The following is a 26,983-nucleotide window of genomic DNA, read 5'->3' as shown; positions in this document are numbered from 1 at the left end:
CAGGATGGGCGCATGCGTATCGTGGCACTGGCGGGCGGGATCGGCGGGGCGCGCTTCCTGCGCGGCCTCAAGGACGTGGTGGCGCCCGGGGACGAGATCACCGTCATCGGCAACACCGGGGACGACATCCACCTCTTCGGGCTCAAGGTCTGCCCCGACCTGGACACCGTGATGTACACCCTCGGCGGCGGGATCCACGAGGAACAGGGCTGGGGCCGGGCCGAGGAGAGCTTCGCGGTCAAGGAGGAGCTGGCCGCCTACGGCGTCGGCCCGTCCTGGTTCGGGCTGGGCGACAAGGACTTCGCCACCCACATCGTGCGCACCCAGATGCTCGGCGCCGGCTTCCCGCTGAGCGCCGTCACCGAGGCGCTCTGCCACCGCTGGCAGCCCGGGGTGCGGCTGCTGCCGATGAGCGACGACCGGGTGGAGACCCACGTCCGGATCACCGACGAGCAGGGCACCAGGGCGGTCCACTTCCAGGAGTACTGGGTCCGACTGCACGCCGCCGTGACCGCCGAGGCGATCATCCCGGTCGGCGCGGAGACCGCGAAGCCGGCGCCCGGGGTGCTGGAGGCGATCAGCGCGGCCGACGTGATCCTCTTCCCGCCGTCCAACCCGGTGGTGAGCATCGGCACCATCCTGGCGGTGCCCGGCATCCGGCAGGCGGTGGCCGACGCGGCCGCGCCGGTGGTCGGACTCTCGCCGATCATCGGCGGCGCGCCGGTGCGCGGGATGGCGGACAAGGTGCTGGCGGCGGTCGGGGTGGCCGCCTCGGCCGAGGCGGTGGCGGCGCACTACGGCGCCGAGCTGCTCGACGGCTGGCTGGTGGACGAGGCCGACGCCGCGGCGGTGCCGCTGGTGGCGGCGGCCGGGATCACCTGCCGCGCCGTCCCGCTGCTGATGAGCGACCCCGCGGCGACCGCGGCGATGGCCCGGGCGGCGCTGGAGCTGGCCGAGCAGGTGCGCCGGTGAGCCCCACGGCGCTCCAGGTCCTCCCCGTCACCGGTCTGCCCGAGATCGAGCAGGGCGCCGATCTCGGCGCGTTGATCGCCAAGGCTGTCGAGCTGCGGCCCGGTGACATCGTGCTGGTCACCTCGAAGGTCGTCAGCAAGGCGGAGGGGCGGCTGGTCCGGGCCGACGACCGCGAGGCCGCGATCGACGCCGAGGCGGTGCGGGTGGTGGCCCGGCGCGGGCGCACCCGGATCGTGCAGAACCGCCAGGGCCTGGTGATGGCGGCGGCGGGCGTCGACGCCTCCAACACCGCCCCCGGGACGGTGCTGCTGCTGCCGGCCGACCCGGACGGCTCGGCGCGCGAGATCCGCGCCCGGATCCACGAACTGACCGGCCGCCAGGTGGCCGTCCTGCTCACCGACACCTTCGGCCGCCCCTGGCGCAACGGGCTCACCGACGTGGCGATCGGCGCGGCCGGCCTGGCGGTGCTGGAGGACCACCGGGGGCGGGTGGACAGCCACGGCAACACGCTGGGCCTGACCGTGACCGCCGTCGCCGACGAGCTCGCGGCCGCCGGGGACCTGGTCAAGGGCAAGGCCACCGGCACCCCGGTCGCGGTGGTGCGCGGCCTGGGCGCCCTGGTCACCGCGGCGGACGGCGAGGGCATCCGCCCGCTGATCCGGCCGATCGAGGACGACATGTTCCGGCTCGGCACCTCGGAGGCGGTGCGGGAGGCCGTCACCCAGCGGCGCACGGTGCGGGAGTTCAGCGACGAGCCGGTGCACCCCGAGGCGGTCCGCCGCGCGGTGGCGGCGGCGGTGACCGCGCCCGCCCCGCACCACACGACGCCGTGGCGGTTCGTGCTGCTGGAGTCGGAGCGGGCACGGACGGCGCTGCTGGACGCGATGCTGGCGGCCTGGCGGACCGACCTGCGGGAGCTGGACGGCTGGGACGAGGCGAAGATCGCCCGCCGCACCGCCCGGGGGGACGTGCTGCGCAAGGCGCCCTACCTGGTGGTGCCCTGCCTGGTGGCGGAGGGCTCGCACGCGTATCCCGATGCCCGGCGCGCGGCGGCCGAACGGGAGATGTTCACCGTGGCGATCGGTGCGGCGGTGCAGAACCTGCTGGTCACGCTCGCGGGCGAGGGGTACGGGACGGCCTGGGTCTCCTCCACCATGTTCTGCCGGGACGTGGTGCGCGAGACCCTGGCACTGCCGGCGCACTGGGACCCGATGGGCGCGGTGGCGGTGGGCCGGCCGGCCGCGGCGGCGCCGGACCGGGCGGCGCGCGCGGTGGAGCCGTTCATCGCGGTGCGCTGAGCCACGCGAAAACCGGGTGACCCGGTGGACGGCGCGGTCCGAGAATGACGCATGCTGATCGATCACTGGCCGCTGCTGGGCCTGCGCCTGACCACTCCCCGCCTGGAGCTGCGGCTGCCCACCGACGAGGAGCTGGGCTCGCTGGCCGAGCTGGTCGTCGAGCCCATCCACGAACCCGACCGGATGCCCTTCACGGTGCCGTGGACCGACCGGCCTCCGGCCGAGCGCGCCCGGTCCGTGGTCCAGCACCACTGGCTGCGGCGCGGCAGCTGGGCCCCCGACAACTGGCAGCTGAACCTGGCGGTCTTCCGGGACGGTGAGGTGCTGGGCCTGCAGACCCTCGCGGCCCGCGACTTCGCGACCGTGCGCGAGGTGAACAGCGGCTCCTGGCTCGGCGCCCGCCACCAGGGGCAGGGCGTGGGCACCGAGATGCGGGCCGCCGTACTGCACCTGGCGTTCGCCGGCCTGGGCGCGGAGGAGGCCGTCTCGTCCGCGTTCGAGAGCAGCACCGCCTCACGGGCCGTCTCCGCGAAGCTCGGCTACGAGCCGGACGGCCTGGAGCGCTACCTGGTCCGCGGCGAGCGCCTGACCAGCGAGCGGCTGCGGCTGTCGCGCGAGCGCTGGCAGGCGCACCGCGGCGTCCCGGTGACGGTGACCGGCCTGGCCCCCTGCCTGGACCTGTTCGGCCTGCCCGCGGCGAGCGGGGCCTGAGCCCGGGAGTACGGCCCGTTCCGGCCATTCGCCCGGCCGTCGCGGGCAGGCCGCACGGGCCTGGACCGTGACACTGCGTCAGGTCGCTCCGGGACCGGAGGTCGCAGCGTGACTGATGAGCCCTCTGGTGCGTTCGGGCGGCCCGGTCGGTCGGTTGCGGTTCGTCATCGGCCACGACGTCCCGGTCGACCGGGGAACCGGCCGGTAATCGACCACGGTGCCCGAAATCCGGCTGCCGTTCGAACGCAAACTGTTAGCGTCCCGTTCCGGCCAGGGCGGGTCCGCCCGGCCGACCTGTCGCCGGTCCGTGACGGACCGTCCAGAAGTGTGGGGGATCAATGAGTTTCCTGAAGCGGGCCATGGCCATCGGTGCGTCGTCAGCCCTTCTCGCCACCGGCGCGGTGGCCTTCGCCTCCTCGGCGCAGGCGGCCTCGCAGTGCACCGGCGCGGCCGGCGGCTGGCTCTGCATCTCGACCGACCCGCGGGGCTACGGGGCCGAGTTCACCAATGGCGGTACCACCCAGTACCTGGACTTCAACCTGCAGTGCGGCATCACGTACGGGGACGGCGGCTCTTTCTACGCGTTCCCCGGCGACGACAAGTCGTACACCTTCGCGGTGGGCTCCAAGGGCTACTGCAACCTGGAGCTGCTGGACGGCCACTCGCACCAGATCCTGGGCGCCGTCGGCCTCTCTCGCTGACCCGACGGGCGAGGGCGGACTCCCGGGGGCCGAGGATCCGGTCCCCGGGAGTCCGCACGTCGGGCACCGGATCAGCGCGCGGTGGTCTTCCCCGTCAAGTCGGCACAGCGCCTTCTACCGGGTCACCGCGGCGTCCCGGTGACGGTGACCGGCCTGGACCACCAGGACGACCAGGACGACCAGGACCTCACCGTGCACCTCGTAGACCACCCGGTGGTCGCCGACCCGCAGGCGGTAGAGGCCCTGATGCCCACTGAGCCTCTTCACATCGACCCCCTCCGCACAGGGGTCCGCCCCCCAAGTCCGCAGGTCATCGCAGCCGGTGGTCGCTCGGCGCCAGGCGGGGGCCGTAGCGCGGTGGGCGCAGGCCGGTGAGGGCGATCAGGCGGCAGACGCGGTGGCGGTGCGGGGCGTAAGGGGCGAGCAGGGCGAGGAGTTCGCCGTCGTCGGAGCGGGGGCGACCGGCCAGCGCCCAGCCGACGATGTTCGGCAGGTGGAAGTCGCCGACCGAGACCGCGTCCGGGTCGCCGTTGCTGCGCTGGAGCGTCTCGGCGGCCGTCCACTCGCCGATCCCGGGCACGGCGGTGAGGCGGGCGAACGCCTCGGTGTGCGCCATGCCGGCCGCCTGCTCCAGCCGGGGCGCGAGGCGGACCGCGCGCTGGATGGTGGCCGAGCGCTTGGGGTCCACCCCCACGCGGTGCCAATGCCAGGACGGGATCAGCGCCCACTCCCGGGCGGACGGCGGCACCCGCATGCCCTCGGCCGGGCCGGGCGCCGGGGTGCCGAAGTCGCGCAGCAGCAGCCGCCAGGCGCGGTAGGCCTCGTCGGAGGTGACCTTCTGCTCCAGGACCGCCGGCACCAGCGACTCCAGCACCAGACCGGTCCGGCAGAGCCGCAGCCCCGGGTGGGCGCGCCGCGCCTCGCGCAGCGGTCCGGGCGGCAGCGGCGCCAGCTCCGCCGGGTTGTCGGCCGCGCCGAGCAGCACCGGCAGCCGCTCCAGCAGCCAGGGCGCGCCCGGCCCCCAGGCCCGCGCCTCGATCGCGCCGGAGCGCTCCAGGACCCGTAGCGTGCCGGGCCCGGCCGGGGTGCGCGAGGCCCGCCAGATCGCGCCGTCACCGGTGATCCGGCAGGCCGGATCACCGGGGCCGCGGCGCAGCGGCGCCAGGGTGCGGAGCAGGTCGAGCGGGTCGCCGGGGAGCCAGTGCCGCTCGAACGGGGCGTCGTTCACGGGTCCAGTCTGGCGCGCCGCGGTGACAGCCCGGCGCGCCGGGCGCGGGCGCACGGCAGCGGGCCCGGTGCGCCGGCCCCGGTTGGGGGGCGGCGCCGGGCCCGCGGCGGCGGCAGGGCTCAGCGGCCCTGCAGGTGGACGGCCCAGCTGCGGATGTCACCGAGGCGGTCGTACAGGGTGTCACCCGGGCAGTCGGTGTTGAAGGCGTCGCGGTGGCCGGAGATCGCCTCGAAGGTGTGCGCCGTGCCCTCGGCGTAACGGCTGCCGTCGCTGGCGGAGGTGAGGGTGGCGCTGCCGCCGGCGTCGCGCCCGGTCAAGCCGAGCTTCCAGGCGGCGATCTTGGCGATCCCGTCCACCTGGGCCTGCGGGGGCGCGGCGGAGTCGTAGCTGCCGAGCGCCGCGACACCGGAGGAGTCGGTGTTGAAGCCCAGCGTGTGGGCCCCCAGCACCGCGCGGGAGACGCCGCCGGCCCGGCCCTCGTAGATCGTGCCGCAGCGGTCGACCAGGAAGTTGTAGCCGATGTCGCGCCAGCCGTTGGTGCGCACGTGGTACTGGTAGATCGAACGGATCACCTTGGGACTGTCCGAGCAGCTGTACTCGTTGCCGGTGTCGGTGTGGTGGACGAAGACCACCTTGACGTCACCGGTGTAGACGAATCCCGGCGCGCGCAGGCTCTCGTCGGCGCCCCACCCGGCGCGGGTCACGATGCCGGGCCGCGGGGCCTGGTGGGGTGCCATGGGCAGCAGGCGCGGCGCGGCCTCCTGCGCTGCCGGCGCACCGGGCGCGAGCGCCTCACCAGTGGGTGCGTCGGCCGAGGGTGCGTCGGCCGGTGAAGTACCGGCCGGTGAAGTATCGGCCGGTGAAGTATCGGCGGCGGCCCCGGTGCCCGGGTCCACCAGGTCCACCCGCAGTCCGTCCGGCAGCGCCCCGCCCCCGGTCACCCGGACCTCGACCCCGTCGCTGGGCCCGACCCAGAGCGGCGCGGTGGCGCCGCGGGCGTGCGGGCCGCGCAGGTCGGCGGAGTCCAGGTCGGGGCGGTCCTCGGAGTCGGCGGTCAGGGCGCGCCAGCCGGTCCAGGCCCGCGACCGGCCGCCGCCTGCGGCGGGGTGGGTGCGGACTTCGACGGTGCCGTCGAGCGCGGCCGCCGGATCGTCCCAGCTGACCCCGAGCAGCGAGTAGCCGGCGGTGCCGCGCGCCCTCAGTCCGCGGGCCGCCGCACCGCCCGCGCGGCCGGCCGGGAGCGGGGCGAGCGGGAGCGTCACGGTGCTGGCCCGGGAGGCGGGCGCTGCGGCCGGTGTCGCGGTGGCGGTGGTCGCCGGGGCGAGCAGGGCGGCGGCGCAGCCGAGTCCGAGCAGGGAGGCAATGGAGATCCGCATAAAAGGGATGATGCGGGTATATGTCCGCGCCCGCCACCCGCTCCGCCGAAGCGATCTGACGGTTATTCGACAACCACTCCGATGCGCTCCGCCGCCACACCCCGACGGACCCCGGACCCCCTCCCCTCCGGTCCACAGCAGGCCTTAGGCTGGGACGCACCATGACTGCGCCTTTCGCTGCCGACGCCCGTACCCCCGCCGAGCTGCTGCGAGCCGCCCTCGGCGAGGACTCCGCCCGTCCCCTGGTCACGTTCTACGACGACCTCTCCGGCGAGCGGGTCGAACTCTCCGTCAAGACCTTCGACAACTGGGTCGCCAAGACCGCCAACCTGCTCCAGGACGAGCTGAACGCGGGCCCCGAGGACCGCGCCGCGCTGCTGCTGCCCGCGCACTGGCAGACCGCGGTCTGGCTGCTGGCCTGCTGGTCGGTGGGCGTCACGGCGGTGCCCGGCGGCGACCCGGCCGAGGCCGCGCTCGTGGTCAGCGGCCCGGACGGCCTTCAGGCCGCGCAGGCCTGTTCCGGCGAACGGGTGGCCCTGGCGCTGCGCCCGCTGGGCGGCCGGTTCCCGCAGCGGCCCGACGGGTTCCTCGACTACGCGGCCGAGGTGCCCGGCCAGGGCGACCGCTTCGCGCCCTACTCACCGGTGGATCCGCAGGCGCCCGCACTGGAGACCTCGGTGGACGGGCTGCCGCTCAAGCTGACCGGCGAGCAGACCGTGGCGCTGGCCCGCGAAGGCGCGGGGCGGCTGGGCCTGGAGCGCGGCGCGCGGGTGCTCAGCACGGAGTCCTTCGACAGCTGGGCCGGACTGGAGGCCGGGCTGCTGGCCCCGCTCGCGGCCGGCGCCTCGGTGGTGCTCTGCCGCAACTCGGCGCAGCTGACCGAGGAGCAGTGGGCGGCCCGGGTCGAGGCCGAGCGGGTCACCCTGCGCCTGCCGTGACCGCCGCGGCCGGGACGGCGGCAGCGGTGGCGACCCGTCAGGAGATGAGCCCCAGCAGGCCGTTGGCCTCCGCGTAGGCCTCGCCGGTGCGCGGGCAGCGCCAGCGGTCCACCCCGAGCCGGCGCAACGGCTCCCCGGCCCGCCCGACCCACGCGGTGCGGCGCGCCGGGACCCCGGCGACCAGCGCGAAGTCCGGCACGTCCCGGTGCACCACCGCACCGGCGGCCACCAGCGCCCAGCGCCCGACGGTGACCCCGGCGACCAGCACCGCGCGGGCGCCGATCGAGCAGCCCTGACGCAGGGTCACCCCCCGGGCCAGCCAGTCGTCCACGCCCTTGAGCCGGCCGTCGACCGCGACGGAACGGGGGTAGAGGTCGTTGGTCAGCACCGCGGCCGGCCCGATGAAGACACCGTCCTCGACCACGGCCGGCTCGTAGAGCAGGGCGTGGTTCTGCACGTTGACGCGGTCGCCGAGCCGCACCCCGGGACCGAGGTACGCACCGCGCCCGATCACGCACTCGGCGCCGATCACGGCGTCCTCGCGGATCTGGGCGAGGTGCCACACCGCGCTCCCCGCGCCGATCCGCGCCCGCGGATCGACATCCGCGCTGGCCTCGATACGCACCGCCTCCGTCATACCACTGACGGTAGCGGCAATCGCGCTCAGCCGGTACGTTCCGGGACCGGCGAGGTACCGACCGCCCCGCTGGGCGTGGTGCTGGCGATCACCCTGGCCGCCAGTCGGCGCGGCGAGGTGAGGAAGCCGAACCCCCAGCTGAAGTGCATGGTGGCCAGCGCCAGCGGCAACTGCAGCCGGGCCCGCGCGGACAGGCCGCGCCCTTCGAGCAGCGAGCCGCCGAGGATCCCGACCGCGTAGCCGCCCGGCACCACGAGGAAGGCCGGGTGCACCGCGGCGCCCAGCACCAGGCCGAGCAGCACCGCGAGCACCGCGGTCGGCGGGGCCAGGTAGCGCAGGTTGACCGAACCGCGGTGGTAGCGGGTCACCACCCGGCGCCAGCGACCGTAGTCCTTGTACTGCTTGGCCAGCGCGCGCACGCTGGGGCGCGGGCGGTAGGTGACCCGAAGCTGCGGGGTGAACCAGATCAGGCCGCCGTCCTGGCGGATGCGGTAGTTCAGCTCCCAGTCCTGGGCGCGGACGAACTCCTCGTTGTAACCGCCGAGCCGCTCCAGCACCTCGCGGCGGAAGACCCCGAGGTAGACGGTCTCCGCGGGGCCGGCCAGGCCGCCGGTGTGGAACGCGGCGTTGCCCACGCCGATCTTGGCGGTCATCGCGACGGCGACCGCCTTCTCCCACTCGGTCTCGCCCTCGGCGTGCATGATGCCGCCGACGTTGGCCGCCTCCATCTCGCCGAGCAGCCGCACCGCGGTGGCGATGTAACCGGGCGTGAGCAGGCCGTGGCCGTCGACCCGGACCACGATCGGGTGAACGGAGGCACGGATCGCGGCGTTCAGCCCGGCGGGGGTGCGGCCACTGGGGTTCGGCACGGTCCGCACCCGGGGGTCCTCGGCGACCAGCTCGGCGGCGATCGCGTCGGTCCGGTCGGTGGAAGGACCAAGGGCGATCACCACCTCCATGGCCCCGGAGTACTCCTGCTCCAGGATGCGCCGCACGGCGGTGCGAAGGTGTCGTTCCTCGTTGAGCACCGGCATGATCACGGAGACCGCCGGCAGCTCCTCAGCAGCCATGGTGTTCATCACGCCCAACGTTACCGGACCGGCATGAACGCGCCGGGCCGGGCGCTCCTCCCCTGTGGGAGCGCCCGACCCGGTGAGCTGACGGAAAGTCAGCTGGGAACCAGCTGGGAACCGCGGCCCGACTCAGTCCGTGGCGATGGCCGCCAGGACGTTCATCCGGCCGGCCCGGAAGGCCGGCAGCAGCGCGGCCAGCAGGCCGACCACCGCCGAGAGCAGCAGCACCACCACGATGGTGGTGACCGGGACCGCCAGCTCGTTCAGACCCGAGTTGCGCAGCACCCGCTGGGTGGTGACACCCCAGGCCAGGCCGAGGCCGGTACCGAGCAGGGCACCGAAGACCGCGATCACCACCGACTCCAGGCGGATCATCCGGCGCAGCTGACGCCGCGACAGGCCGATCGCCCGCAGCAGGCCGATCTCCCTGGTCCGCTCGACCACCGACAGGGCGAGCGTGTTGACCACGCCGAGCACCGCGACCATGATCGCCAGCGCGAGCAGGCCGTAGACCAGGTAGAGCAGGGTGTCCACGCTCTGCTGGACGATCTTCTTGTAGCCGGCCTGGTCCTGCACCGAGAGCTGCGGGTAGGCGTTGAGCGAGTCCTGCAGCGCGGTCAGGGTCTTCTCGACGTCCGCCCCGGACGCCGCCTTGCCGAAGACGGCCACGTCGGTGGGCTGCTGGGCGGCCGGGACCGCCTGGGCCACGGTGTCGATGGTGGCGTAGAAGTGCCGGTCGAAGATCTGGTTGCCGGTGGTGGTGACCAGCGCGATCGGCAGGCTCTGGGTGCGGCCCTTGCCGTAGTCGATGCCGAGCTTGTCGCCGACCTTGAGGTTGTTGTCCTTGGCGAAGTTGGCGTCGACGGTGATCCCGCCGCTCGCCAGGCCGTCCGCGCTGCCGGAGCTGACCGGCAGCGAGAAGTCCTGGGTGAAGCTGGGCGAGACGGCCGAGACCAGCTCGTCCATGCTCTTGCCACCCGGCAGGGTGAAGGTGGCGGGCAGCTCGCGCTGCTCGGTGATGTGGGCGATGCCCGCGGTGCCCTTGGCCGCGGCGACCATGGGGGCGGTCAGGCCGCCGTGGTTGACCGTGATGATGTAGTCCGCGCCGACCGACTTGTCGATCTGCGCGCTGGTCGAGCTGACCATCGAGTTGGTGACCACCGAGGCGCCGGTGACCAGCGCCAGGCCGATCATCAGCGCGGCCGCCGTGGCACCGGTGCGGCGCGGGTTGCGCAGCGCGTTGCGCTGGGCCAGCCGGCCGGCCGGGCCGAAGAGCGCGGGCAGCGCCGCACCGAGCACCCGGATCACCACGCCGGCCAGCACCGGGCCGAGCACCACGAAGCCGATCAGCGTGAGCACCAGGCCGAGCGCCAGGTCACCGCCCCCGGTGCCGAGCTGCTTGGAGGTCGCGGCCCCCGCGAGCAGCGCACCGCCCCCGGCGGTGACCAGCAGGCCGAGGACCAACCGGATCTTGTTGGCGGCGCCCTCGCTCGGGGTGCCGTGGTCGCGCAGCGCGGCCATCGGGGAGACCTTGCCGGCCCGGCGGGCCGGGATCCAGGCGGCCAGCACGGTGATCACCACGCCCACCAGGTAGGAGGCGATCGGCACGCTGGCGCCGATGTCCAGCGAGCTGGAGAGGTTCATCCCGGCCAGCTTCATCAGCTGGATCAGCAGCAGCGCGATGACCAGGCCCGCGACCATGCCCAGGGTGGAGCCGATCACGCCGAGCAGCAGCGCCTCGATCAGCACCGAGCGGTTGACCTGGCGGCGGCTGCCGCCGAGCGCCCGCAGCAGGCCGATCTCGCGGGTGCGCTGGGCCACCAGCATGGAGAAGGTGTTGATGATCAGGAAGGCCCCGACCAGCAGCGAGATGCCGGCGAAGCCGAGCATCACGTACTTCATGAAGTTGAGGAAGGAGCCGACGCTCTTCTGGTTGTCGGCCTTCTGCTCGGCGCCCGTCTTGACCTGGTAGTCGCCGCCGAGGAGCGCGGTGACCTGGGTCTTGAGCTGGTCGTCGGTCCTGCTGCCGTCACCGTAGAGGTCGATCGAGGTGTAGCTGCCGGTGGCGCCGAGCAGGTCCTGCTGGGCGGTGGGGACGTCGGTGAAGGCCAGCGCCGCACCGGGGTTGGTGCCGGTGAAGGTGGCGATCCCGGCGATGGTGAAGTCGAAGGTGCCCTGGTCGCCGATGATCCGGATCGGGTCGCCCAGGTGCAGTTTCGCGTGCTTGGCGGTGTCCGCGTCGATCATCAGCTGCTTCGGCCCGGACGGGGCGCTGCCGGAGGTGATCGTCATCGGGCTGCGCGGCCCGGGGACCCAGGCGCCGACGATGGTCGGGGCGCCGCCGGTGGGGCCGGCCGCCTTGTTGGTCTTGGGGTTGACCAGGGTGGCGCTCTCCACCGAGACCTGGCCGTCGGCGGTCTTGACGCCGGGCTGGGCGGCGAGCTGGGCCACCGTGGCGGCCGGGATGGTGAGGGTCTTGCCCCCGTTGTCGGTCGCGTCGGCGCCGCCCTTGGCCGGCGCCGGGCTGATCGCCACGTCGGAGGCGGTGGAGGCGAAGAGCTTGTCGAAGGTGCTGGTCGCGGTGTTGGAGAAGACCAGGGTGCCGGAGACGAAGGCCACCGAGAGCACCACGGCGATCAGCGACAGCACCATCCGGCCCTTGTGGGCGAAGAAGCTGCGGAGTGAGGTTTTGAGCAGCATGGTCGTGTTGTCCCGCCCCGTCTCAGCTGGTGCGCTTGCCGTCGAAACGGCGCATGCGCTCAAGGACGGAGTCCGCGGTCGGGCCGTGCATCTCGTCCACGATCACGCCGTCGGCCAGGAACAGCACCCGGTCCGCGTAGCTCGCCGCCACCGGGTCGTGGGTCACCATCACGATGGTCTGCGCCAGTTCGTCCACCGAGCGGCGCAGGAAGGTCAGCACCTCGGCGCCGGAGCGGGAGTCGAGGTTGCCGGTGGGCTCGTCGCCGAAGATGATCTCCGGCCGGGCCGCCAGCGCGCGGGCCACGGCGACCCGCTGCTGCTGGCCGCCGGAGAGCTGGGTGGGGCGGTGCTTGAGCCGATCGGCCAGACCGACGGTCTCGACCACCTGGTCCAGCCAGCCCTGGTCGGCCTTGCGGCCGGCTATGTCCATCGGCAGCGTGATGTTCTCCAGCGCGTTCAGCGTCGGGAGCAGGTTGAAGGCCTGGAAGATGAAGCCGATCTTGTCCCGCCGGAGCCGGGTGAGCTGCTTGTCCCTCAGCCCGGTGATCTCGGTGTCGCCGATCCAGATCCGACCCTCGGAGACCGTGTCCAGCCCGGCCAGGCAGTGCATCAGGGTCGACTTGCCCGACCCCGACGGACCCATGATCGCGGTGAACCGGCCACGCTGGATGTCGACGTCGACGGCGTTCAGCGCTGTCACCCGGGTCTCGCCCGAGCCGTACGCCTTGGTCACCTGCCGAGCGGCGGCGGCACTGGCGGACGGGCCGCCAGGGTTCTCGGAAGTCTGCACGGCTGCGGATGCCGTCGTCACGTCTCGCTCCTAGGTCGGTGTTCCCCCGGAACTCGGCCCCCTTGACAACCGGGGCCGAGTCGATACCACCAACCTAGAGGGTGCGGTCCGACACCTCGTCATCCGGCGGGAGGACCCGAGGTGACGGCAGGAGTACGGGTCCCAGAGCACCGTCCCTTAGGGGATGCGGGGCCCGCCCTCAGGGGCACGCGGCCAGCGCGGGTTCGGAGCGCGGCCGCAGGGCCGCGGCGAAGGCGTCGACGACCGGCTGGAGCAGCACGTCCGTCTCGCGCTCGACCACCGTCAGGCCGTCCTCGCGCACCGAGATGTGACGGTCCAGCACGAACCAGCCCTGGGTGATGTGTGAGGCCCCCATCGAGGAGAGCACCGGGCGCAGCGCGTAGTCAACCGCCAGCACGTGGGCGGTGGAGCCGCCGGTGGCCAGCGGCAGCACGGTCTTGCCGGCCAGCGCGTACTGCGGCAGCACGTCGAGCAGGGCCTTCAGCAGACCCGAGTAGGCGGCCTTGTAGACGGGGGTGCCGATCACCAGGCCGTCCACCTGGGCGACCAGCTCCAGGGCGCGGGCTATCTCGGGGTGCCGGGTGTCCCCGGCCAGCAGCGGCGCGGCGGGCAGCTCGCGGACGTCGAGCGGGAGCACCTGGTGGCCTTGCGCGGCCAAGCGGGCGCCGACGTGGCGCAGCAGGCGGGTGGTGCGGGAGGTCGGGGACGGGGAGCCGGAGACAGCGAGGACAGTGGCCATGGGTTCACCTCGGGGCAGGCGGAGGACGCTGCCTCGGGGCAGCGGGAGAGGCGGCCGGCGGGGACGGCCGCGAGAAGGTCCAACCGGTGCGGAGCGGCGGCGGGTGGTCAGCCGCGGATACCCGGACAACAGAGCGAACCGGAGACACGCTGCAGGTCGACGTGCCGCCGACGCGTGAGACTCGGGCGCTGTTCCATGGTTCTCATGCAAACACGCGCCGTTCCGGGCGGTCAAGAATCGTTTCAGCCCCTGGATGGCGGTGGACTGCGGTCGGACGGCGGTTGGACGGCGGTCTGACGGCGGTCTGACGGCGGTTGGACGGCGGTCGGACGGCGGTGACGATGCGCCGAAACCATCGCACCTCTGCTTCAGCTCTGCTACAAGCGCCCGCTCACCCGTGCGGACCGGACTGTCCGGGGTCCGGATCGGGCATCCTCGGGGACATGAACACGTGGCAGCAGGGCCGCTCGAGCGGCGGTGACGGTGGTGACCCCCGACCGGGGGCCCGGGGCGGGTACGGCGGGTCCGGCGGTGCGGCCGGCGGCGCCGAGCCGCCGCTGCCGCCGGGGCTCAGCCCGCGCGGGCCGCGCGGGGCGGGGGCGCCGGGTGGGCAGCGGCCGCCGCTGCAGCGCCCGGCGCCCGGGGCGGCGCCGGGGCCCGGGGTCCCGAGCCAGCAGCCGGGCGGGCCGCTGCGGCCCGGTGGCCCGGCCGGCCCGGGCAGGCCGGGCGGTCCCGGTGGCCCCGGGGCTCCGCCGCAGGGCCGCAAGCGCCGTCGGCGCCGGGTGGTCGGCTACGTGGCGCTCGGCCTGGTCGGCGCGCTGCTGGCCACCGGCGTCGGCACCTACTTCTGGGCCGACTCCAAGCTGCATCACCAGGACGTGCTGGCCGACTACGGCAGCCGCCCCGCGGCCGGCAAGGGGACGAACTGGCTGATCGTCGGCTCGGACAGCCGCGACGGCCTGTCGGCCACGCAGAAGCAGGACCTGCACACCGGCTCGGACGACGGCAAGCGCAGCGACTCGATGATGATCCTGCACATCGGCGCCCACGGGAACACGCTGATGAGCATCCCGCGCGACTCCTGGGTACCGATCCCGGCGCACCTGGACAGCTCGGGCAGCGGGAAGACCATCAAGGCCACCACTTCGAAGATCAACTCTGCCTTCGACAACGGCGGCGGCCCGCTGCTGGTGCAGACCGTCGAGCAGAACACCGGCATCCACGTCGACCACTACGCGGAGGTCGGCTTCGCCGGCTTCGTCGGCATCGTGGACGCGGTGGGCGGGGTGAACATGTGCATCGACCAGAACATCCAGGACACCGACTCCGGGCTGAACCTCAAGGCGGGCTGCCAGACCCTGAACGGTACCCAGTCGCTGGCCTTCGTCCGCCAGCGCCACCAGATGGCCGACCAGGACCTGGGCCGGATGCGCAACCAGCAGAAGTTCCTCTCCGCACTGGCCCACCAGGCGGCCTCGCCGGGCACCCTGCTCGACCCGTTCACCCTCTACCCGCTGATCGGCTCGGGCCTCGACACGCTGATCGTCGACAAGAACACCGGACTGACCGACCTGGCCTCGCTCTTCGAGGCGATGAAGTCGGTCAGCGGCGGGGACGGCAAGAGCATCACCATCCCGATCGCGAACGCCGACTACCGCACCAGCACCGGCGAGTCGGCGGTGAAGTGGAACCAGGGCGAGGCCACGCAGGTGTTCGACGCGATCAAGAACGACACCGCGGTACCCAGTTTCTGACGGCTGGTCAGACGGTCGCGCGAGTCCGCCCGCGTCCGTACGGGCCTGTCCGGATCCGCCCGCCCGTCCGGCCCCGGACAGGCCCGTACGGCCCGAGCCGGGGGCGCGGGCCGTACGGGGCGGTGCGGGGCGGTGCGGGCGGGCCCGCGGACAGAGCCGGGCAGGGCTCAGACGAGCACGTGACCGCCGTCGACGGTGAGCACGGTGCCGGTGGTGAAGGTGTTGTTCAGCAGGTAGATGTAGGCCTCGGCCACCTCGGTGGCCTCGGCGACGCGCTTGGTCAGCAGGTGCGGACCGAAGGTGTCGTAGATGTCCTGCGCGTTCGGCACGCTGGCGTCCCACATCGCGGTCTTGGCCGGGCCGGGGCGCACGGCGTTGACCCGCACGGCCGGGCCGAGCTCGACCGCGAGCGCACGGGCCAGCGACTCGGCGGCGGCGGTGCTGCTGGCCGCCACCGAGGTGCCGGGGGCCGGGCGGGTGGCCACGCTGCCGGAGCTGACCACGATCGAGCCGCCGGGGCGGATGCCGGGGGCCCCGTGCTTGGCGCTCAGGAAGGCGCCCCAGTAGCGGATGTCGAAGAAGGCCTTGGCCTCGGCCACGGTCACCTCGGCCAGGGCCTTCATCAGCAGGGCGTCGCCGGCGGTGTAGACCAGGTGGTCGAACTCGCCGACCCGGGTGAAGAACTCGCTGATCTGGGCCTCGTCGGTGACGTCCAGGCGGTAGCCCTCGGCGTCGCCGCCGAGCTGCTTGACCGCGTCGTCGACCCGGTCCTGCTTGCTGGACGCGACGACCACGCTCGCGCCCTCCGCGGCGGCCAGCTTGGCGGCGGCGAAGCCGATCCCGGAGGTGCCGCCGATCAGGACCACGCGCTTGCCGTTCAGGCTCATGGGAATGCCTCTCATGCGATTCGTGCGAAATGGTGAAGTGGGTACCCAGGCGGTGCGGTTGGTGCGTCGCGGGAGTTGACGATCCATCAACTCCGGTCTTCCAGAAGCCAGTCCGCGACCCGCTCGCCGATCATGATGCAGGTCAGGTTGGTGTTGGAGCGGACCATCACGGGCATCACCGAGGCGTCGGCGACCCGCAGGCCCTGGACTCCGTGCACGCGGCACCGGTCGTCGACCACAGCCGTCGGATCATCGGCCGGTCCCATCTTGGCCGTGCCGACGGGGTGGAAGTGAGTGATGACGGTCTTCTGCAGGAACTCGTCCAGCACTTCGTCACTTCGCAGGACGTCGGCGCCCGGCCAGATGTTTCCGGTGGTGAGCAGTTTGAACTCCGGCTGCTGGGCCAGCTCCCAGCAGAGCCGCAGGCCCTCGCGCATCTTCCGGAGGTCCTCCGGGTCCTGCAGGTAGTTGGCGACCACGACGGGCTTGGCCTCGGGGTCGGTCGAGTCGATGGTCACCCGGCCCACCGAGCGCGGCAGTTCGAGGCCCACCGAGAACATCATGGCCTGGTCGGTGCCGAGCGGCTCGCGGACCCAGGAGCCGTAGCCGTTCAGGTCCACGTGGCTGAAGACGTAGAGCTGCATGTCCGCGAACTCCTCGGAGTCCGGGGCGGTGTACTGCAGCAGCATCTGGGTCACCGGGGTCGCCTCGTCGTAGACCCCCGGACGCAGCTGCAGCGAGAGCAGGTTGGTGCAGTGATCGAGGAAGTTCTCTCCCACGCCCGGCAGTTCGGCCACCGGCTCGACCCCGAGGTCGGCCAGCTTCGCCGGGTCGCCGATCCCCGAGCGGAGCAGGATCGCCGGGCTCGCCACGGTGCCGGCCGACAGGGTGATCCGCTCGGCGTAGAGCTCCTCGGCCACCCCGCCGGTGATCACCCGCACGCCGACCGCCCGGGTGCCCTCGAAGAGGATCCGGTCCACGGTGGTGTCCGCCCTGATGGTCAGGTTCGGGCGCTTGCGGGCCTCGGTCAGGTAGCCGATCGCGGTGGAGATCCGCTGCCCGTCGAGAAGGTTCTGCGGCAGCGGCCCGACGCCCAGCGCGCCGGGGGCGTTGTGGTCGGGCACCTCGGGGAAGCCGAGCCGCTTGGCCGCCTCCTGGAGTGCCTTCTGCTGCGGCGTCAGCTGCGCGTCCTGCCAGCGCCAGATCGGGATCGGGCCGCCCGCGCCGTGCAGCCGGGGCTCGCCCTCGGCGGGCGGCAGGGCGCCGAAGTCCTTGTCGTCCTCCAGCTTGACGTAGTACGGTAGCACGTCGTCCCAGGTCCACCCCTCGTTGCCGACCTTGGTCCAGGCCTCGAAGTCCAGCGGCTCGGGCCGCATCGCCAGCGAGACGTTGATCGCCGAGGTGCCGCCGACCACCTTGCCGCGCGGGAAGCCGATGGTCCGGCCGGGGACGGCCTCGGCGGTGTAGCCCCAGTCGTGGGTGCCGATCGCCGGGTAGAGGCCGTTGCGCAGCGGGGCGGGCAGGTCGGCCGGGTCGGGGTAGTCCGGCCCGGCCTCGATCAACAGGACGTTGCGGTCGGCGCGCTCCGACAGGCGGGCCGCGATCACCGCGCCGGTCGATCCGGCACCGATGACGATGTCGGTGTGAGGGGTGGGCATCGCGGGTCTCCTGACTGTGCTGATCGGGCGCTGCTGGACGGGTGGTGCCGGACGGGTGTTGCCGGACGGGTGGTGCCGGACGGGTGGTGCCGGACGACTTCCGCTGGGGATGGAGCGGGTCAGCTGGTCAGGCGGTCAGCTGGTCAGCTGCTGCGGCGGGTTGTAGGCGATCCGGCGCTGCTTGCTGGCCGCCTCGGCCGCCACCCACAGGAGCAGCGCGAGCCCGGCGAAGACCGCGCCGATCACGCTCACCCCGGTCCAGCCGTAGGCCGCGTAGGCCGCTCCGGAGCCGGCCGAGCCGGCGATGCCGCCGACCAGGTAGAGGGTCATGTAGGCGGTGGTGAGGCGGGAGCGGGCCTCGGGGCGCAGCCGGTAGATGATGCTCAGGTTCATCACCTGCATGCCCTGGACGCCGAAGTCCAGGACCACGATCCCGGCCAGCACCGCGATCAGCCAGCCGCCGCCGTGCAGCACCATCAGGCCCCAGCTGACCAGCACCGAGGTGAGCAGCAGGCCGGTGGCCACGCTCTCCTTGCCCCGGTCCGCCAGCCGGCCGACCAGTCGGGCGGCGATGGCGCCGACCAGTCCGGCGAAGCCGAACAGGCCGATCACACCCTCGTTGTAGTGGTACGGGGACTTGGCCAGCAGGAAGGCCAGCGAGGTCCAGAGCACCTGGAACCCGGCCTGGGAGAAGAAGCCGTAGGCGGTGCGCAGCCGCAGCACCTTCTCCTCGCGCAGCAGCGAGACGGCCGAACCGAGCAGCTTGCCGTAGCCGAGCTTCTCCCCCGCGGCCTGGGTGCTGGGCAGCAGCCGCAGCAGCGCGATCGCCAGGGCGGCGACCACCACGGCGTCCACCACGTAGACCAGGCGCCAGCCGCCGAACTCGGCGATCACGCCACCGGCGGTCCGGGCCAGCAGGACTCCGAGCAGGACCCCGCTCATCACGCTGCCGGTGACCCGGCCACGCTGTTCGGGGGCGGCCAGGTTGGCCGCGAAGGAGACCATCAGCGGGGAGACGGTGGAGACGATCGCCGCGACGATCTCGGCCACGATCAGCACCCCGAGCGAGGGGGCGGCGGCGGCCAGCAGTTGGAAGAGCGCCACCACGCCGAGCATCGAGACGACCAGCTTGCGCCGGTTGACCATGTCGCCCAGCGGGACCAGGAACGCCAGACCCAGCGCGTAGCCGATCGGGCCGGCGGTGACCACCCAGGAGGCCGCGCCGCTGCCGACGTGGAAGGTCTGGGCGATCGAGGTGAGCAGCGGCTGGGCGTAGTAGGTGTTGGCGGCCGAGAGGCCGGCGGTGGCGGCGAAGAGCGTCACCATGGACTTGGAGATACCGGCGGCGGGTGGCGTGGCCTGGGCGGCCTTCGCGCCTCCGCTCGTCTGGTTCTGGATGAGCGCCATGGACTGGCTGCCTTTCGGGAGGCTTTCGACGGGGCGGAGCGGTCGGCCCCGGAAATTCCGGAGCCCTTCTCATGTCATCGAGATTATCCGGCGGAGCTTCCTTGCGGAATTCCTCTTCGGTACTCCTCCGATGGCCCGAAGGAGGCATCCGAACCGGGAATATGATGCCCTGCAACCCTTGGTACCACTGGCCCGAGGTGGCACTGTCGGATCTTCCGGGGAATAGGACGTCATATTTCCGAGGACCCCTTCCGATATTCCGGAGCGGGATCTTCGGTGGCATTCGCCGGGCTCAACGGCAGCTATCGCACAGGCATTCCCCGACACCTCCTCAGTGGTAGCCGGGTGCCTCTGTGGAGACATGGCGGAGCCCTCCGGCCCCGGTCGAGGGGGCGGGAGGGCTCCGTGGTGCGGGTGCGCTTCTTCGCGGCGCCGGTGCGCTACCGCGCACTGCGCTACGAGGCGAAGATCACGCCCTGGTTGCTCGGCTGGAGCGAGCCGACGGTGAAGCCGGCGGCGGAGACGGTCAGCTGCTCCAACGGCTTGCCGTTCGCGTCGAGCACGTTCGCGGTCAGCTGGGTCGTCTCGTCCGGTGGCGTGATGGTCACCCCGGCGAGCACGTGGCAGCTCACGTCACCCTTGTCGCAGGAGGCCCACTTGAGCCCGGAGAAGGCGGTGGTGCCGGGCTTCAGGGTGGCCTCGACCGGCGGGCCCGGGTGGGCGACCCGGCTGGTGCCCAGCGTGACCGGGCTGTTGTCGGCGAGCAGGCCGCCGTAGCCGAGATAGCCGTAGACGGTGCAGGTGCGGGTGCCCTTGTTGGTCAGCATCACCATGGCGGTGCCGGGGAAGTCCGGCTGGAGCTGCACGTCGGCCTTCAACTCCCCGGTGTGGCACCGGGTCGAGGAGACGGGCTCGGCGCTGCCGCCCGCCGCCGGGGCCACGGAGCGGCTGCTCGCCGCCCCCGCGACGGCCGACCGCGATGCGGCGGGTGCCGCACCGGCGGGTGCGCCGGCGGGCGGCGCGGCGGCCGGTGCGCGGCTGCCCGGCGGATTGGCGCTGCTGGTCGACGGGACGTCGTCGTTGCAGGCCACCGCCCCCAACGCCAGTGCCAGCGTGCCGACCGCGACCGCCACTGCCTTGCCCACCCTCATGACCGCTCCCCTCGAAAACGCGCCGCTCTCCTCCCCTCTCACGACGCACTCGTCCGATGCCCGGTTCGCCCTCATCCGTCCCAGGCACGTAACGCCGGTAACAGGCGTGACAAAGCGCCGACCCCCGCGCCCTGGGCAGGACGCGGGGGTCGAGGTGACAGCGGAACCGCAGGTCAGGAGCCCGGCAGGTTGCGCGCCATGACGATCCGCTGGACCTGGTTCGTGCCTTCGTAGATCTGGGTGATCTTGGCGTCGCGCATCATCCGCTCCACCGGGTAGTCACGGGTGTAGCCGTAACCGCCGAGCAGCTGGACGGCGTCGGTGGTGATCTCCATCGCGACGTCCGAGGCGAAGCACTTGGCGGCCGCGCCGAAGAAGGTCAGGTCCTCCTTCTCCCCCCCACCGGCAACGCGCTGCGACTTCGCGGCGGCGGAGTAGGTCAGCTGGCGGGCCGCCTCCAGCTTCATCGCCATGTCGGCCAGCATGAACTGGACGCCCTGGAACTCGGCGATCGCCTTGCCGAACTGCTTGCGCTCCTTGACGTAGCCGGCGGCGTAGTCGAGCGCGCCCTGGGCGATGCCCAGCGCCTGGGCGGCGATGGTGATCCGGGTGTGGTCCAGGGTCTTCATCGCGGTGGCGAAGCCGGTGCCCTCGGCGCCGATCATGCGGTCGGCCGGGATCCGGACGTTGTCCAGGTAGACCTCGCGGGTCGGCGAGCCCTTGATACCGAGCTTCTTCTCCGGGGCGCCGAAGGAGACGCCCTCGTCGCCCTTCTCCACCACGAAGGCCGAGATGCCCTTGGAGCGCTTCTCGGGGTCGGTGACGGCCATCACGGTGTAGAACTCCGAGACGCCGGCGTTGGTGATCCACCGCTTGACGCCGTTGAGCACCCAGAAGTCGCCGTCGCGCACCGCGCGGGTCTTCATGCCCGCCGCGTCCGAACCGGCGTCCGGCTCGGAGAGGCAGTAGGAGAACATGCCCTCGCCGCGGGCCAGCGCGCCCAGGTACTTGGCCTTCAGCTCCTCGGAGCCGGACAGCTGCACCGGCAGCGAGCCGAGCTTGTTGACGGCCGGGATCAGCGACGAGGAGGCGCAGACCCGGGCGACCTCCTCGATCACGATGACGGTGGCCAGCGCGTCGGCCCCGCCGCCGCCGTACTCCTCGGGGACGTGCACCGCGTGCAGGTCGTTGGCCTCCAGGGCGTCCCGGGCCTCCTGCGGGAACCGGCCGTGCTCGTCCACGTCCGCCGCGAACGGGGCGATCTTGGCCTCGGCGAGCGCGCGGACCGTCTCGCGGAGCATCTCGTGCTCCTCCGAGATCCGGAAGAGGTCGAAATCGGCGTTGCCAGCCATGGTCTGCTGCCCCTCTGCGAAACGACGTTAATTACCGTTAAGTAGTTGCTCATTCTAGGCCCGCGGGCCGCGATCACCAGACGTGACGTCGATGACATACCGAGCGGCGGCTACCATCAGTGGCTGCACCTCCGTCCTGTCCGCTGCTGTCCTGCATGCCGGTCTTATCCCGGCGGCCCGCGAAGGGGAAGCCCCGTGGCCCTGCGAATCTCGGTGATCGGTACCGGCTACCTCGGTGCCACCCACGCGGCCTGCCTCGCGGAGCTGGGGTTCGAGGTGATCGGGCTCGACATCGATCCCGAGAAGCTCGCCGCGCTCACCGCCGGCCAGGTGCCGATGTACGAGCCCGGCTTGTCCGAGCTGCTGCTGAAGCACGTCGCGGGTCATCCGGGTTCGAGTGGACGGCTGCGCTTCACCTCCTCCTCGCAGGAGGTCGCCGAGTTCGCCGACGTCCACTTCATCTGCGTGAACACGCCGCAGAAGAGGGGCGAGTTCGCCGCCGACATGTCCTGGGTCGACCTCGCGGTGGACCAGCTGGCCCCGCACCTGACCCGCCCGGCCCTGGTGGTCGGCAAGTCCACCGTCCCGGTGGGCAGCGCGAGCCGGCTGGCCGAGCGGCTGGCCGCGCTGGCCCCGGCGGGCGAGGACGTCGAGCTGGCCTGGAACCCGGAGTTCCTGCGCGAGGGCTACGCGGTGGGCGACACGCTGCACCCCGACCGGATCGTGATCGGTGTGCGGCCGGGCGGCCGGGCCGAGGAGCTGCTGCGCGAGGTGTACGCGACCCCGCTGGGCGACGGCGTGCCGCTGGTGGTCACCGACTACCCGACCGCCGAACTGGTGAAGGCCGCCGCCAACTCCTTCCTGGCCACCAAGATCTCCTTCATCAACGCGATGGCCGAGGTCTGCGAGAGCGCCGGCGCGGACGTGACGCTGCTGGCCAAGGCGCTCTCCTTCGACGAGCGGATCGGCGGCCGCTTCCTCAACGCCGGGCTCGGCTTCGGCGGCGGCTGCCTTCCCAAGGACATCCGCGCCTTCATGGCCAGGGCCGGGGAGCTGGGCGCCGACCAGGCACTGACCTTCCTGCGCGAGGTCGACTCGATCAACATGCGCCGCCGCTCGCGGATGGTGGAGCTGGCCCGTGAGCAGTGCGGCGGCGGCTTCCTGGACCGGCGGGTGGCGGTGCTCGGCGCCTCCTTCAAGCCCGACTCGGACGACATCCGCGACTCGCCCGCGCTCAACGTGGCCGCGCAGATCCAGCTGCAGGGCGCCCAGGTCACCGTCTACGACCCCAAGGCGATGGACAACGCCCGCAAGATGTTCCCCTCGCTCTCCTACGCCGTCTCGGCCACCGAGGCGGCCGTGGGTGCCCACGTGGTGCTGCACCTGACGGAGTGGCAGGAGTTCCGCGAGCTGGACCCGGTGGCACTGGGCGAGGTGGTCGCCGAACGCCGCCTGCTGGACGGGCGCAACGTGCTGGACGGGCCGAGTTGGCGTGCGGCGGGCTGGATCTACCGTGCGATGGGGCGCCCGAGCTGACCGCCGGCTGCTGACGGCCGGTCGCTGACGGCCGGGCCTGGGGCGGCGCGCTCGCGGCCGAGCCCCGACCGGGCGGGCGCGCCTCAGCTGAGCAGGCCCTTCCGGTAGCCCGCGGCGACCGCCGCCGCCCGGTCGCGGACGCCCAACTTGGCGTACAGGTGCAGCAGATGGGTCTTGACGGTGGCCTCGCTGATGAGCAGCCGCTTGGCCGACTCCTTGTTCGTACTGCCCGCCGCGACCAACCGCAGCACCTCCAACTCGCGGTCCGTCAGCACCTCGGCGGGTGCGGGCGCCGGTTCCCGCATCCGGCCCAGCAGCTTCTGCGCCACCGTCGGAGCGAGCACCGCCTGCCCCTGGTGGGCTGCCCGCACCGCGCGCACCAACTCCTCCCGCGGGGCGTCCTTGAGCAGGTAGCCGGTCGCGCCGGCCTCCACCGCGGGCAGCACATCGGCGTCGGTGTCGTAGGTGGTCAGCACCAGGACCCGCACGTCCGGCGCCAGTTCACGCAGCCGCCGGATCGCCTCGACACCGCCGGTGCCGGGCATCCGCAGGTCCATCAGCACCACGTCCACCCGCAGTGCCAGCGCCCGCTCCACGCCCTGGGCCCCGTCCGAGGCCTCGCCCGCGACCTCGAAGGCGGGGTCGTCCTCGAAGACGCCGCGCAGGCCGTCCCGGACGATGGGGTGGTCATCAACGATCAGCAGGCGAATGGTCACACCGCATTCTCCACCGGCGTGGTGGCACGGCGGACCGGCGGGGCGGGCACGCTGATGCTGATCGCGGTGCCCTCCCCCGGGGCGCTCTCGATCTCCAGCGTGCCGCCGACCTGGCGCAGCCGCCGGCGCATCGCGGTGAGGCCGTAGCCGCCGTGGTCCTGGCCTTCGCCCTGGCCGTCGTCCTTGCCGTCGTCCTGCCCGTCGTCCTTGCCGTCGTCCTTGCCGTCGTCCTTGCCGTCGTCCTGCCCGTCGTCCTTGCCGTCGTCCTTGCCGTCGTCCTTGCCGTCGGGGGCCGTGTCCGCGCCGCCCGGCTCGAACCCGGCGCCGTCGTCCAGCACGTCGAGCAGCACCACCTCGTGCGTGTAGGAGAGGGTCAGCGCGGCCCGCGTGGCGCCGGCGTGTTTGGCGATGTTGGCGAGCCCCTCCTGCGCGGCCCGGAAGAGCGCCACCTCCAGGGCGGGCGCCAGCGGAACCGGGGTCCCGGTGACCGTCACCCGGGCGGGCACCCCCGAGGTCTGCGACCAGCGCCCGGCCAGGTCCTGGACGGCCTCCGGCAGGTGCGCCTCGGCGAGCGGGCCGGGCCGCAGCGCCTGCACCGAGCGGCGCGCCTCGGCCAGGCTCTCGCGGGCCAGCCGCCGGGCCAGTTCGCGGTGCCTGGCGCGGCGCTCGGGGTCACCGTCGAAGCGCTCGGCCGCCTCCAGCTGGGTGACGATCCCGGTCAGCCCCTGGGCGATGGTGTCGTGGATCTCGCCGGCCATCCGCTGGCGCTCGTCCAGCACCCCGGCCTCGCGGGCCTGCACCACCAGCTGCGCGTGCAGGCCGGCGTTCTCCGCCATGGTCTCCCGCAGCCGCCGGTTGGCCTCGGCCAGTTCGTCGATGTGCGCGGCCCGGCGCTGGCTGCGCTGCTCGCCCTCGATGCTCTGGTAGGTGATCGCACCGGCGATCACGATGTTGAGCACCGTCAGGCCCGCGTACAGCACCAGCAGGTCGCCGTGCAGGCTGCCCACCCCGCCGACCTGGGCGATCGCCGTCAGCGCGGCGGTGGCCGCGATGGCGGGCGGCCACAGCCGGCGGGGCAGCACGGCCACCTGGAGGTAGCCGGTGAAGGCGAAGAATCCGAAGACCGGGCTCAGCGCCACCAGCAGGCCGATCAGGACCAGCAGGCCGGCGTAGTAGGCCACCGCCTTGCCCCGCCGGCGCCCGCTCTCGGTGAAGGGGACGCACATCAGCCACTGCCAGAGCGCGGTGAGCCCGGAGAGCCCGAGCACCGCCGCCCGGTGGGCGGCGGTGCCGGTGAGCACGGTGGCGAGGAGGGCCGAGAAGGCCAGACCGCAGTAGGGGACGTACCGCTGGATCCGCCTGATCCGGTTCTCCCGGGAATCCTGGTTCATGCTCCCCATCCTGACGATCTTGGCCCGGCCCGGCTCTGCCGGGGTCACTCCCACCGGAAGGTCCGAGCGGCGATCGTGCTGCCCAGGACGGTGTAGCCGGCCAGCACGAGCAGGTGCTGCCAGAGCAGGCCCTCACCGGACCAGGCGTCCATCACCGCGCCGAACGGGATGAACTCGGCGATCCGCTGGAGCAGGTGGGGCATCTGGGCCATCGGGAAGTAGAGGCCGCTGGCGAAGAAGTTGAGGACCATCAGCGGCACGCCCAGGGCGCTGGCCGCCCCACCGGTGCGGGCCCGGGCCGCGACCACCAGGCCCAGCGAGAGCACCGCGCTGCCGCCGAGCAGGAAGGCGGCGAGGACGGCGCCCGGGTTGGACGGCGCCGACACCCCGAAGGCGAGGACGCCGATGCCCACGATCAGCGCGACGCCCGCCGCGGCGAGGCCGGCGATCACCACGACCAGCGCGGCGAGCATCCCGGCCGCCGGCACGGGGCTGGCGGACAGGCGGCGCAGCACGTCCTTCTCGCGGAAGCCGGCCATCGTCATCGGCAGCGCGGTGAAGGCCAGGAAGAGCGGGACCATCGCGGCCAGCGTCGGCACGTAGACGTCGATCATCCGCTTGCCGCCGAGGGCGGCCTGGGCGGTGTGGAAGCCGGGGATGCTGCCGAAGACGAGCAGCAGCAGGACGGGCAGGCCCAGCCAGATCAGCGCGGCCGGTTCGCGCAGCAGCAGCCTGGCCTGGGTGAGGGTGAGGGTCCGGAAGCCGCGGCGCGTCATGGCGAACATGCTCATGTCAGTATCCTTGCGAGAGTGGGAGGGGGAGCGGCAGCGAGGGTGGGGGGCGCGCGGGGCGCGCGGTCAGTCGGCGGTGCCGCGGCCGGTCAGCGCGATGAACGCGTCGTCCAGGCTGGCCTGCTCGACCCGCAGGTCGGCGGCGATGATCTGGCGCCGGGCCAGCAGCGAGCTGACCGCCTGCACCACGTTCCCGGTGCCGCTGACCTCGATCTGCGCCCCTTGCCGACGCACCTCGACCACCTCGGGCAGCGCGCGCAGCAGTTCCTCGTCCAGCGGGGCGGAGGGCCGGAACCGCATCAGCTGCCGCCGGCCGGCCCGCGCCGTCAGGCCCGCGGGGGTGTCGACGGCCACCACCCGGCCGCCGTCGATCACCGCGACCCGGTCGCAGAGCCGCTCGGCCTCCTCCATGAAGTGGGTGACCAGCAGCACGGTGACGCCCGCCTCCCGGATCTGCTCCACCAGCTCCCAGGCGGTGCGGCGGGCGTGCGGGTCCAGCCCGGTGGTCAGCTCGTCGAGCACCACCACCTTCGGGCTGCCCACCATGGCCAGCGCGATGGCCAGCCGCTGCTTCTGGCCGCCCGACAGCTTCTTGAACCGGGTGCCCGCCTTCTCCGCCAGCCCGAGCCGCTCCATCAACTCCACCGGGTCGGCCGGGTTCCGGTAGAACGAGGCGTACAGTTCGAGCGCCTCGGCGACCTTCAGCCGGTCCGGCAGCCCGCTCTCCTGGAGCTGCACACCCAGCACCTGGCGCAGCTCCTCCCGCCGGCGGCCCGGGTCGAGCCCCAGCACCGAGATCCGCCCGCCGTCCATCGGCCGCAACCCGGCCAGGCACTCGACCGTCGTGGTCTTGCCGGCGCCGTTCGGGCCGAGGATGCCGAAGATCTCCCCCTCCTCGACCTGGAACGACACGTCGTGCACCACGGTCTCCTGCCCGTACCGCTTCCGAAGGTGCTCGACCTCGATGACTGCCATGACCGTCTCTCCCCTGGTGGCCTTTGCCGCTCTCGCGCTGTGCCACCAGAATCCCGCGCCGGCCACCGTGCGGACATCGACCGCCCGGCTGCCCGCGCCGCCGATACGGCTGAGCCCGTATCAACCGATCGGTTGATACGGGGCTCGGCCCGGCGCCCGGGTGGTAAGCCCTGGCGGGCGG

General features: G+C 72.8%; 26 protein-coding genes. 8 read left to right on the top strand and 18 right to left on the bottom strand.

Annotated elements, in window-relative coordinates:
- Nucleotides 1–12: 12 nt before the first annotated feature.
- The 4 genes from cofD (at nucleotide 13) to OG455_RS24725 (ending at nucleotide 3,682) form a co-directional block, all read left to right on the top strand.
- A complete protein-coding gene (cofD, locus tag OG455_RS24740) occupies nucleotides 13–972 on the top strand; it encodes a 2-phospho-L-lactate transferase (protein ID WP_266297183.1) in 960 nt (319 codons plus the stop codon).
- Nucleotides 969–2,270 carry a coenzyme F420-0:L-glutamate ligase gene (locus OG455_RS24735; RefSeq protein ID WP_266297182.1) on the top strand — a complete coding sequence of 434 codons (1,302 nt, stop codon included), beginning with the start codon at nucleotides 969–971 and terminating at the stop codon, nucleotides 2,268–2,270. The genes cofD and OG455_RS24735 overlap by 4 nt, the downstream gene beginning before the upstream one ends.
- A 51-nt stretch (nucleotides 2,271–2,321) precedes the next feature.
- Entirely contained in the window at nucleotides 2,322–2,981 is a 660-nt protein-coding gene (locus OG455_RS24730; RefSeq protein ID WP_266297180.1) for a GNAT family N-acetyltransferase, read from the top strand.
- A 338-nt stretch (nucleotides 2,982–3,319) separates the two neighbouring features.
- Nucleotides 3,320–3,682 (top strand): hypothetical protein, encoded by a 363-nt coding sequence (locus tag OG455_RS24725; RefSeq protein ID WP_266297178.1) that lies wholly within the window; start codon nucleotides 3,320–3,322, stop codon nucleotides 3,680–3,682.
- 114 nt (nucleotides 3,683–3,796) lie between these two features.
- Here OG455_RS24725 and OG455_RS24720 read toward each other — a convergent pair whose 3' ends face one another.
- The 3 genes from OG455_RS24720 to OG455_RS24710 form a co-directional block, all read right to left on the bottom strand.
- Nucleotides 3,797–3,949: a type II toxin-antitoxin system RelE/ParE family toxin gene (locus OG455_RS24720; RefSeq protein WP_266297176.1), complete on the bottom strand. Its 153-nt coding sequence runs from the start codon at nucleotides 3,947–3,949 to the stop codon at nucleotides 3,797–3,799.
- 43 nt (nucleotides 3,950–3,992) lie between these two features.
- A complete protein-coding gene (locus OG455_RS24715) occupies nucleotides 3,993–4,910 on the bottom strand; it encodes a DNA-3-methyladenine glycosylase (protein ID WP_266297174.1) in 918 nt (305 codons plus the stop codon).
- A 119-nt stretch (nucleotides 4,911–5,029) separates the two neighbouring features.
- Nucleotides 5,030–6,286 (bottom strand): N-acetylmuramoyl-L-alanine amidase, encoded by a 1,257-nt coding sequence (locus OG455_RS24710; RefSeq protein WP_266297172.1) that lies wholly within the window; start codon nucleotides 6,284–6,286, stop codon nucleotides 5,030–5,032.
- 161 nt (nucleotides 6,287–6,447) lie between these two features.
- On the opposite strand from OG455_RS24710, the gene OG455_RS24705 reads away from it, so the two are divergent.
- Nucleotides 6,448–7,224 (top strand): TIGR03089 family protein, encoded by a 777-nt coding sequence (locus OG455_RS24705; protein WP_266297170.1) that lies wholly within the window; start codon nucleotides 6,448–6,450, stop codon nucleotides 7,222–7,224.
- 37 nt (nucleotides 7,225–7,261) lie between these two features.
- Here OG455_RS24705 and OG455_RS24700 read toward each other — a convergent pair whose 3' ends face one another.
- The 6 genes from OG455_RS24700 to OG455_RS42245 form a co-directional block, all read right to left on the bottom strand.
- On the bottom strand, nucleotides 7,262–7,861 hold the full coding sequence (locus tag OG455_RS24700) for an acyltransferase (protein WP_266297168.1): 600 nt from the start codon (nucleotides 7,859–7,861) through the stop codon (nucleotides 7,262–7,264).
- Nucleotides 7,862–7,887: 26 nt separating this feature from the next.
- A complete protein-coding gene (locus OG455_RS24695) occupies nucleotides 7,888–8,931 on the bottom strand; it encodes a glycosyltransferase family 2 protein (protein WP_266300940.1) in 1,044 nt (347 codons plus the stop codon).
- Between the two features lie 132 nt (nucleotides 8,932–9,063).
- A complete protein-coding gene (locus tag OG455_RS24690; RefSeq protein WP_266297166.1) occupies nucleotides 9,064–11,634 on the bottom strand; it encodes an ABC transporter permease in 2,571 nt (856 codons plus the stop codon).
- 22 nt (nucleotides 11,635–11,656) lie between these two features.
- Nucleotides 11,657–12,445, bottom strand: a complete 789-nt coding sequence (locus OG455_RS24685; RefSeq protein WP_266297164.1) for an ABC transporter ATP-binding protein — start codon at nucleotides 12,443–12,445, stop codon at nucleotides 11,657–11,659.
- Nucleotides 12,446–12,623: 178 nt separating this feature from the next.
- On the bottom strand, nucleotides 12,624–13,184 hold the full coding sequence (gene ssuE / locus OG455_RS24680) for an NADPH-dependent FMN reductase (RefSeq protein ID WP_266297162.1): 561 nt from the start codon (nucleotides 13,182–13,184) through the stop codon (nucleotides 12,624–12,626).
- A 107-nt stretch (nucleotides 13,185–13,291) separates the two neighbouring features.
- Nucleotides 13,292–13,381 (bottom strand): putative leader peptide, encoded by a 90-nt coding sequence (locus tag OG455_RS42245; RefSeq protein WP_353963012.1) that lies wholly within the window; start codon nucleotides 13,379–13,381, stop codon nucleotides 13,292–13,294.
- 246 nt (nucleotides 13,382–13,627) lie between these two features.
- Here OG455_RS42245 and OG455_RS24675 point away from each other — a divergent pair, with 246 nt between their 5' ends.
- Nucleotides 13,628–14,938, top strand: a complete 1,311-nt coding sequence (locus OG455_RS24675) for an LCP family protein (RefSeq protein ID WP_266297160.1) — start codon at nucleotides 13,628–13,630, stop codon at nucleotides 14,936–14,938.
- Nucleotides 14,939–15,105: 167 nt separating this feature from the next.
- Here OG455_RS24675 and OG455_RS24670 read toward each other — a convergent pair whose 3' ends face one another.
- The 5 genes from OG455_RS24670 to OG455_RS24650 form a co-directional block, all read right to left on the bottom strand.
- On the bottom strand, nucleotides 15,106–15,825 hold the full coding sequence (locus OG455_RS24670; protein ID WP_266297158.1) for an SDR family oxidoreductase: 720 nt from the start codon (nucleotides 15,823–15,825) through the stop codon (nucleotides 15,106–15,108).
- An 86-nt stretch (nucleotides 15,826–15,911) separates the two neighbouring features.
- Nucleotides 15,912–17,483, bottom strand: coding sequence for a GMC family oxidoreductase (locus OG455_RS24665; RefSeq protein WP_266297156.1), 1,572 nt, complete (start codon nucleotides 17,481–17,483; stop codon nucleotides 15,912–15,914).
- Between the two features lie 135 nt (nucleotides 17,484–17,618).
- On the bottom strand, nucleotides 17,619–18,890 hold the full coding sequence (locus tag OG455_RS24660) for an MFS transporter (RefSeq protein ID WP_266297154.1): 1,272 nt from the start codon (nucleotides 18,888–18,890) through the stop codon (nucleotides 17,619–17,621).
- Between the two features lie 455 nt (nucleotides 18,891–19,345).
- Nucleotides 19,346–20,041 carry a DUF4232 domain-containing protein gene (locus OG455_RS24655; protein ID WP_266297152.1) on the bottom strand — a complete coding sequence of 232 codons (696 nt, stop codon included), beginning with the start codon at nucleotides 20,039–20,041 and terminating at the stop codon, nucleotides 19,346–19,348.
- 173 nt (nucleotides 20,042–20,214) lie between these two features.
- Nucleotides 20,215–21,393 carry an acyl-CoA dehydrogenase family protein gene (locus OG455_RS24650; protein ID WP_266297150.1) on the bottom strand — a complete coding sequence of 393 codons (1,179 nt, stop codon included), beginning with the start codon at nucleotides 21,391–21,393 and terminating at the stop codon, nucleotides 20,215–20,217.
- A 195-nt stretch (nucleotides 21,394–21,588) separates the two neighbouring features.
- Between OG455_RS24650 and OG455_RS24645 the strand changes: the two genes are divergently transcribed.
- Nucleotides 21,589–22,929, top strand: a complete 1,341-nt coding sequence (locus OG455_RS24645; RefSeq protein ID WP_266297147.1) for a UDP-glucose/GDP-mannose dehydrogenase family protein — start codon at nucleotides 21,589–21,591, stop codon at nucleotides 22,927–22,929.
- 83 nt (nucleotides 22,930–23,012) lie between these two features.
- Here the strand turns inward: OG455_RS24645 and OG455_RS24640 are convergent, their stop codons facing one another.
- The 4 genes from OG455_RS24640 to OG455_RS24625 all read right to left on the bottom strand — a co-directional run bounded on the left by OG455_RS24640 (nucleotide 23,013) and on the right by OG455_RS24625 (nucleotide 26,802).
- Complete coding sequence (locus tag OG455_RS24640) at nucleotides 23,013–23,645, bottom strand: response regulator transcription factor (RefSeq protein ID WP_266297145.1); 633 nt, start codon at nucleotides 23,643–23,645, stop codon at nucleotides 23,013–23,015.
- Complete coding sequence (locus OG455_RS24635; protein WP_266297143.1) at nucleotides 23,642–25,036, bottom strand: sensor histidine kinase; 1,395 nt, start codon at nucleotides 25,034–25,036, stop codon at nucleotides 23,642–23,644. Before OG455_RS24635 ends, OG455_RS24640 begins: the two co-directional genes overlap by 4 nt.
- 44 nt (nucleotides 25,037–25,080) lie before the next feature.
- Nucleotides 25,081–25,827, bottom strand: a complete 747-nt coding sequence (locus tag OG455_RS24630) for an ABC transporter permease (protein WP_266297141.1) — start codon at nucleotides 25,825–25,827, stop codon at nucleotides 25,081–25,083.
- Between the two features lie 66 nt (nucleotides 25,828–25,893).
- Nucleotides 25,894–26,802 (bottom strand): ABC transporter ATP-binding protein, encoded by a 909-nt coding sequence (locus OG455_RS24625; RefSeq protein WP_266297139.1) that lies wholly within the window; start codon nucleotides 26,800–26,802, stop codon nucleotides 25,894–25,896.
- On the opposite strand from OG455_RS24625, the gene OG455_RS24620 reads away from it, so the two are divergent.
- Nucleotides 26,792–26,938, top strand: a complete 147-nt coding sequence (locus tag OG455_RS24620; protein WP_266297137.1) for a hypothetical protein — start codon at nucleotides 26,792–26,794, stop codon at nucleotides 26,936–26,938. The two genes, OG455_RS24625 and OG455_RS24620, sit on opposite strands and share 11 nt — an antisense overlap.
- The last annotated feature ends 45 nt before the right edge of the window (nucleotides 26,939–26,983 follow it).

Source organism: Kitasatospora sp. NBC_01287, assembly GCF_026340565.1.
GTDB lineage: Bacteria > Actinomycetota > Actinomycetes > Streptomycetales > Streptomycetaceae > Kitasatospora.
Note: the sequence above shows the minus strand (reverse complement) of the source record. Positions and strands in the feature narration are given on the sequence as shown.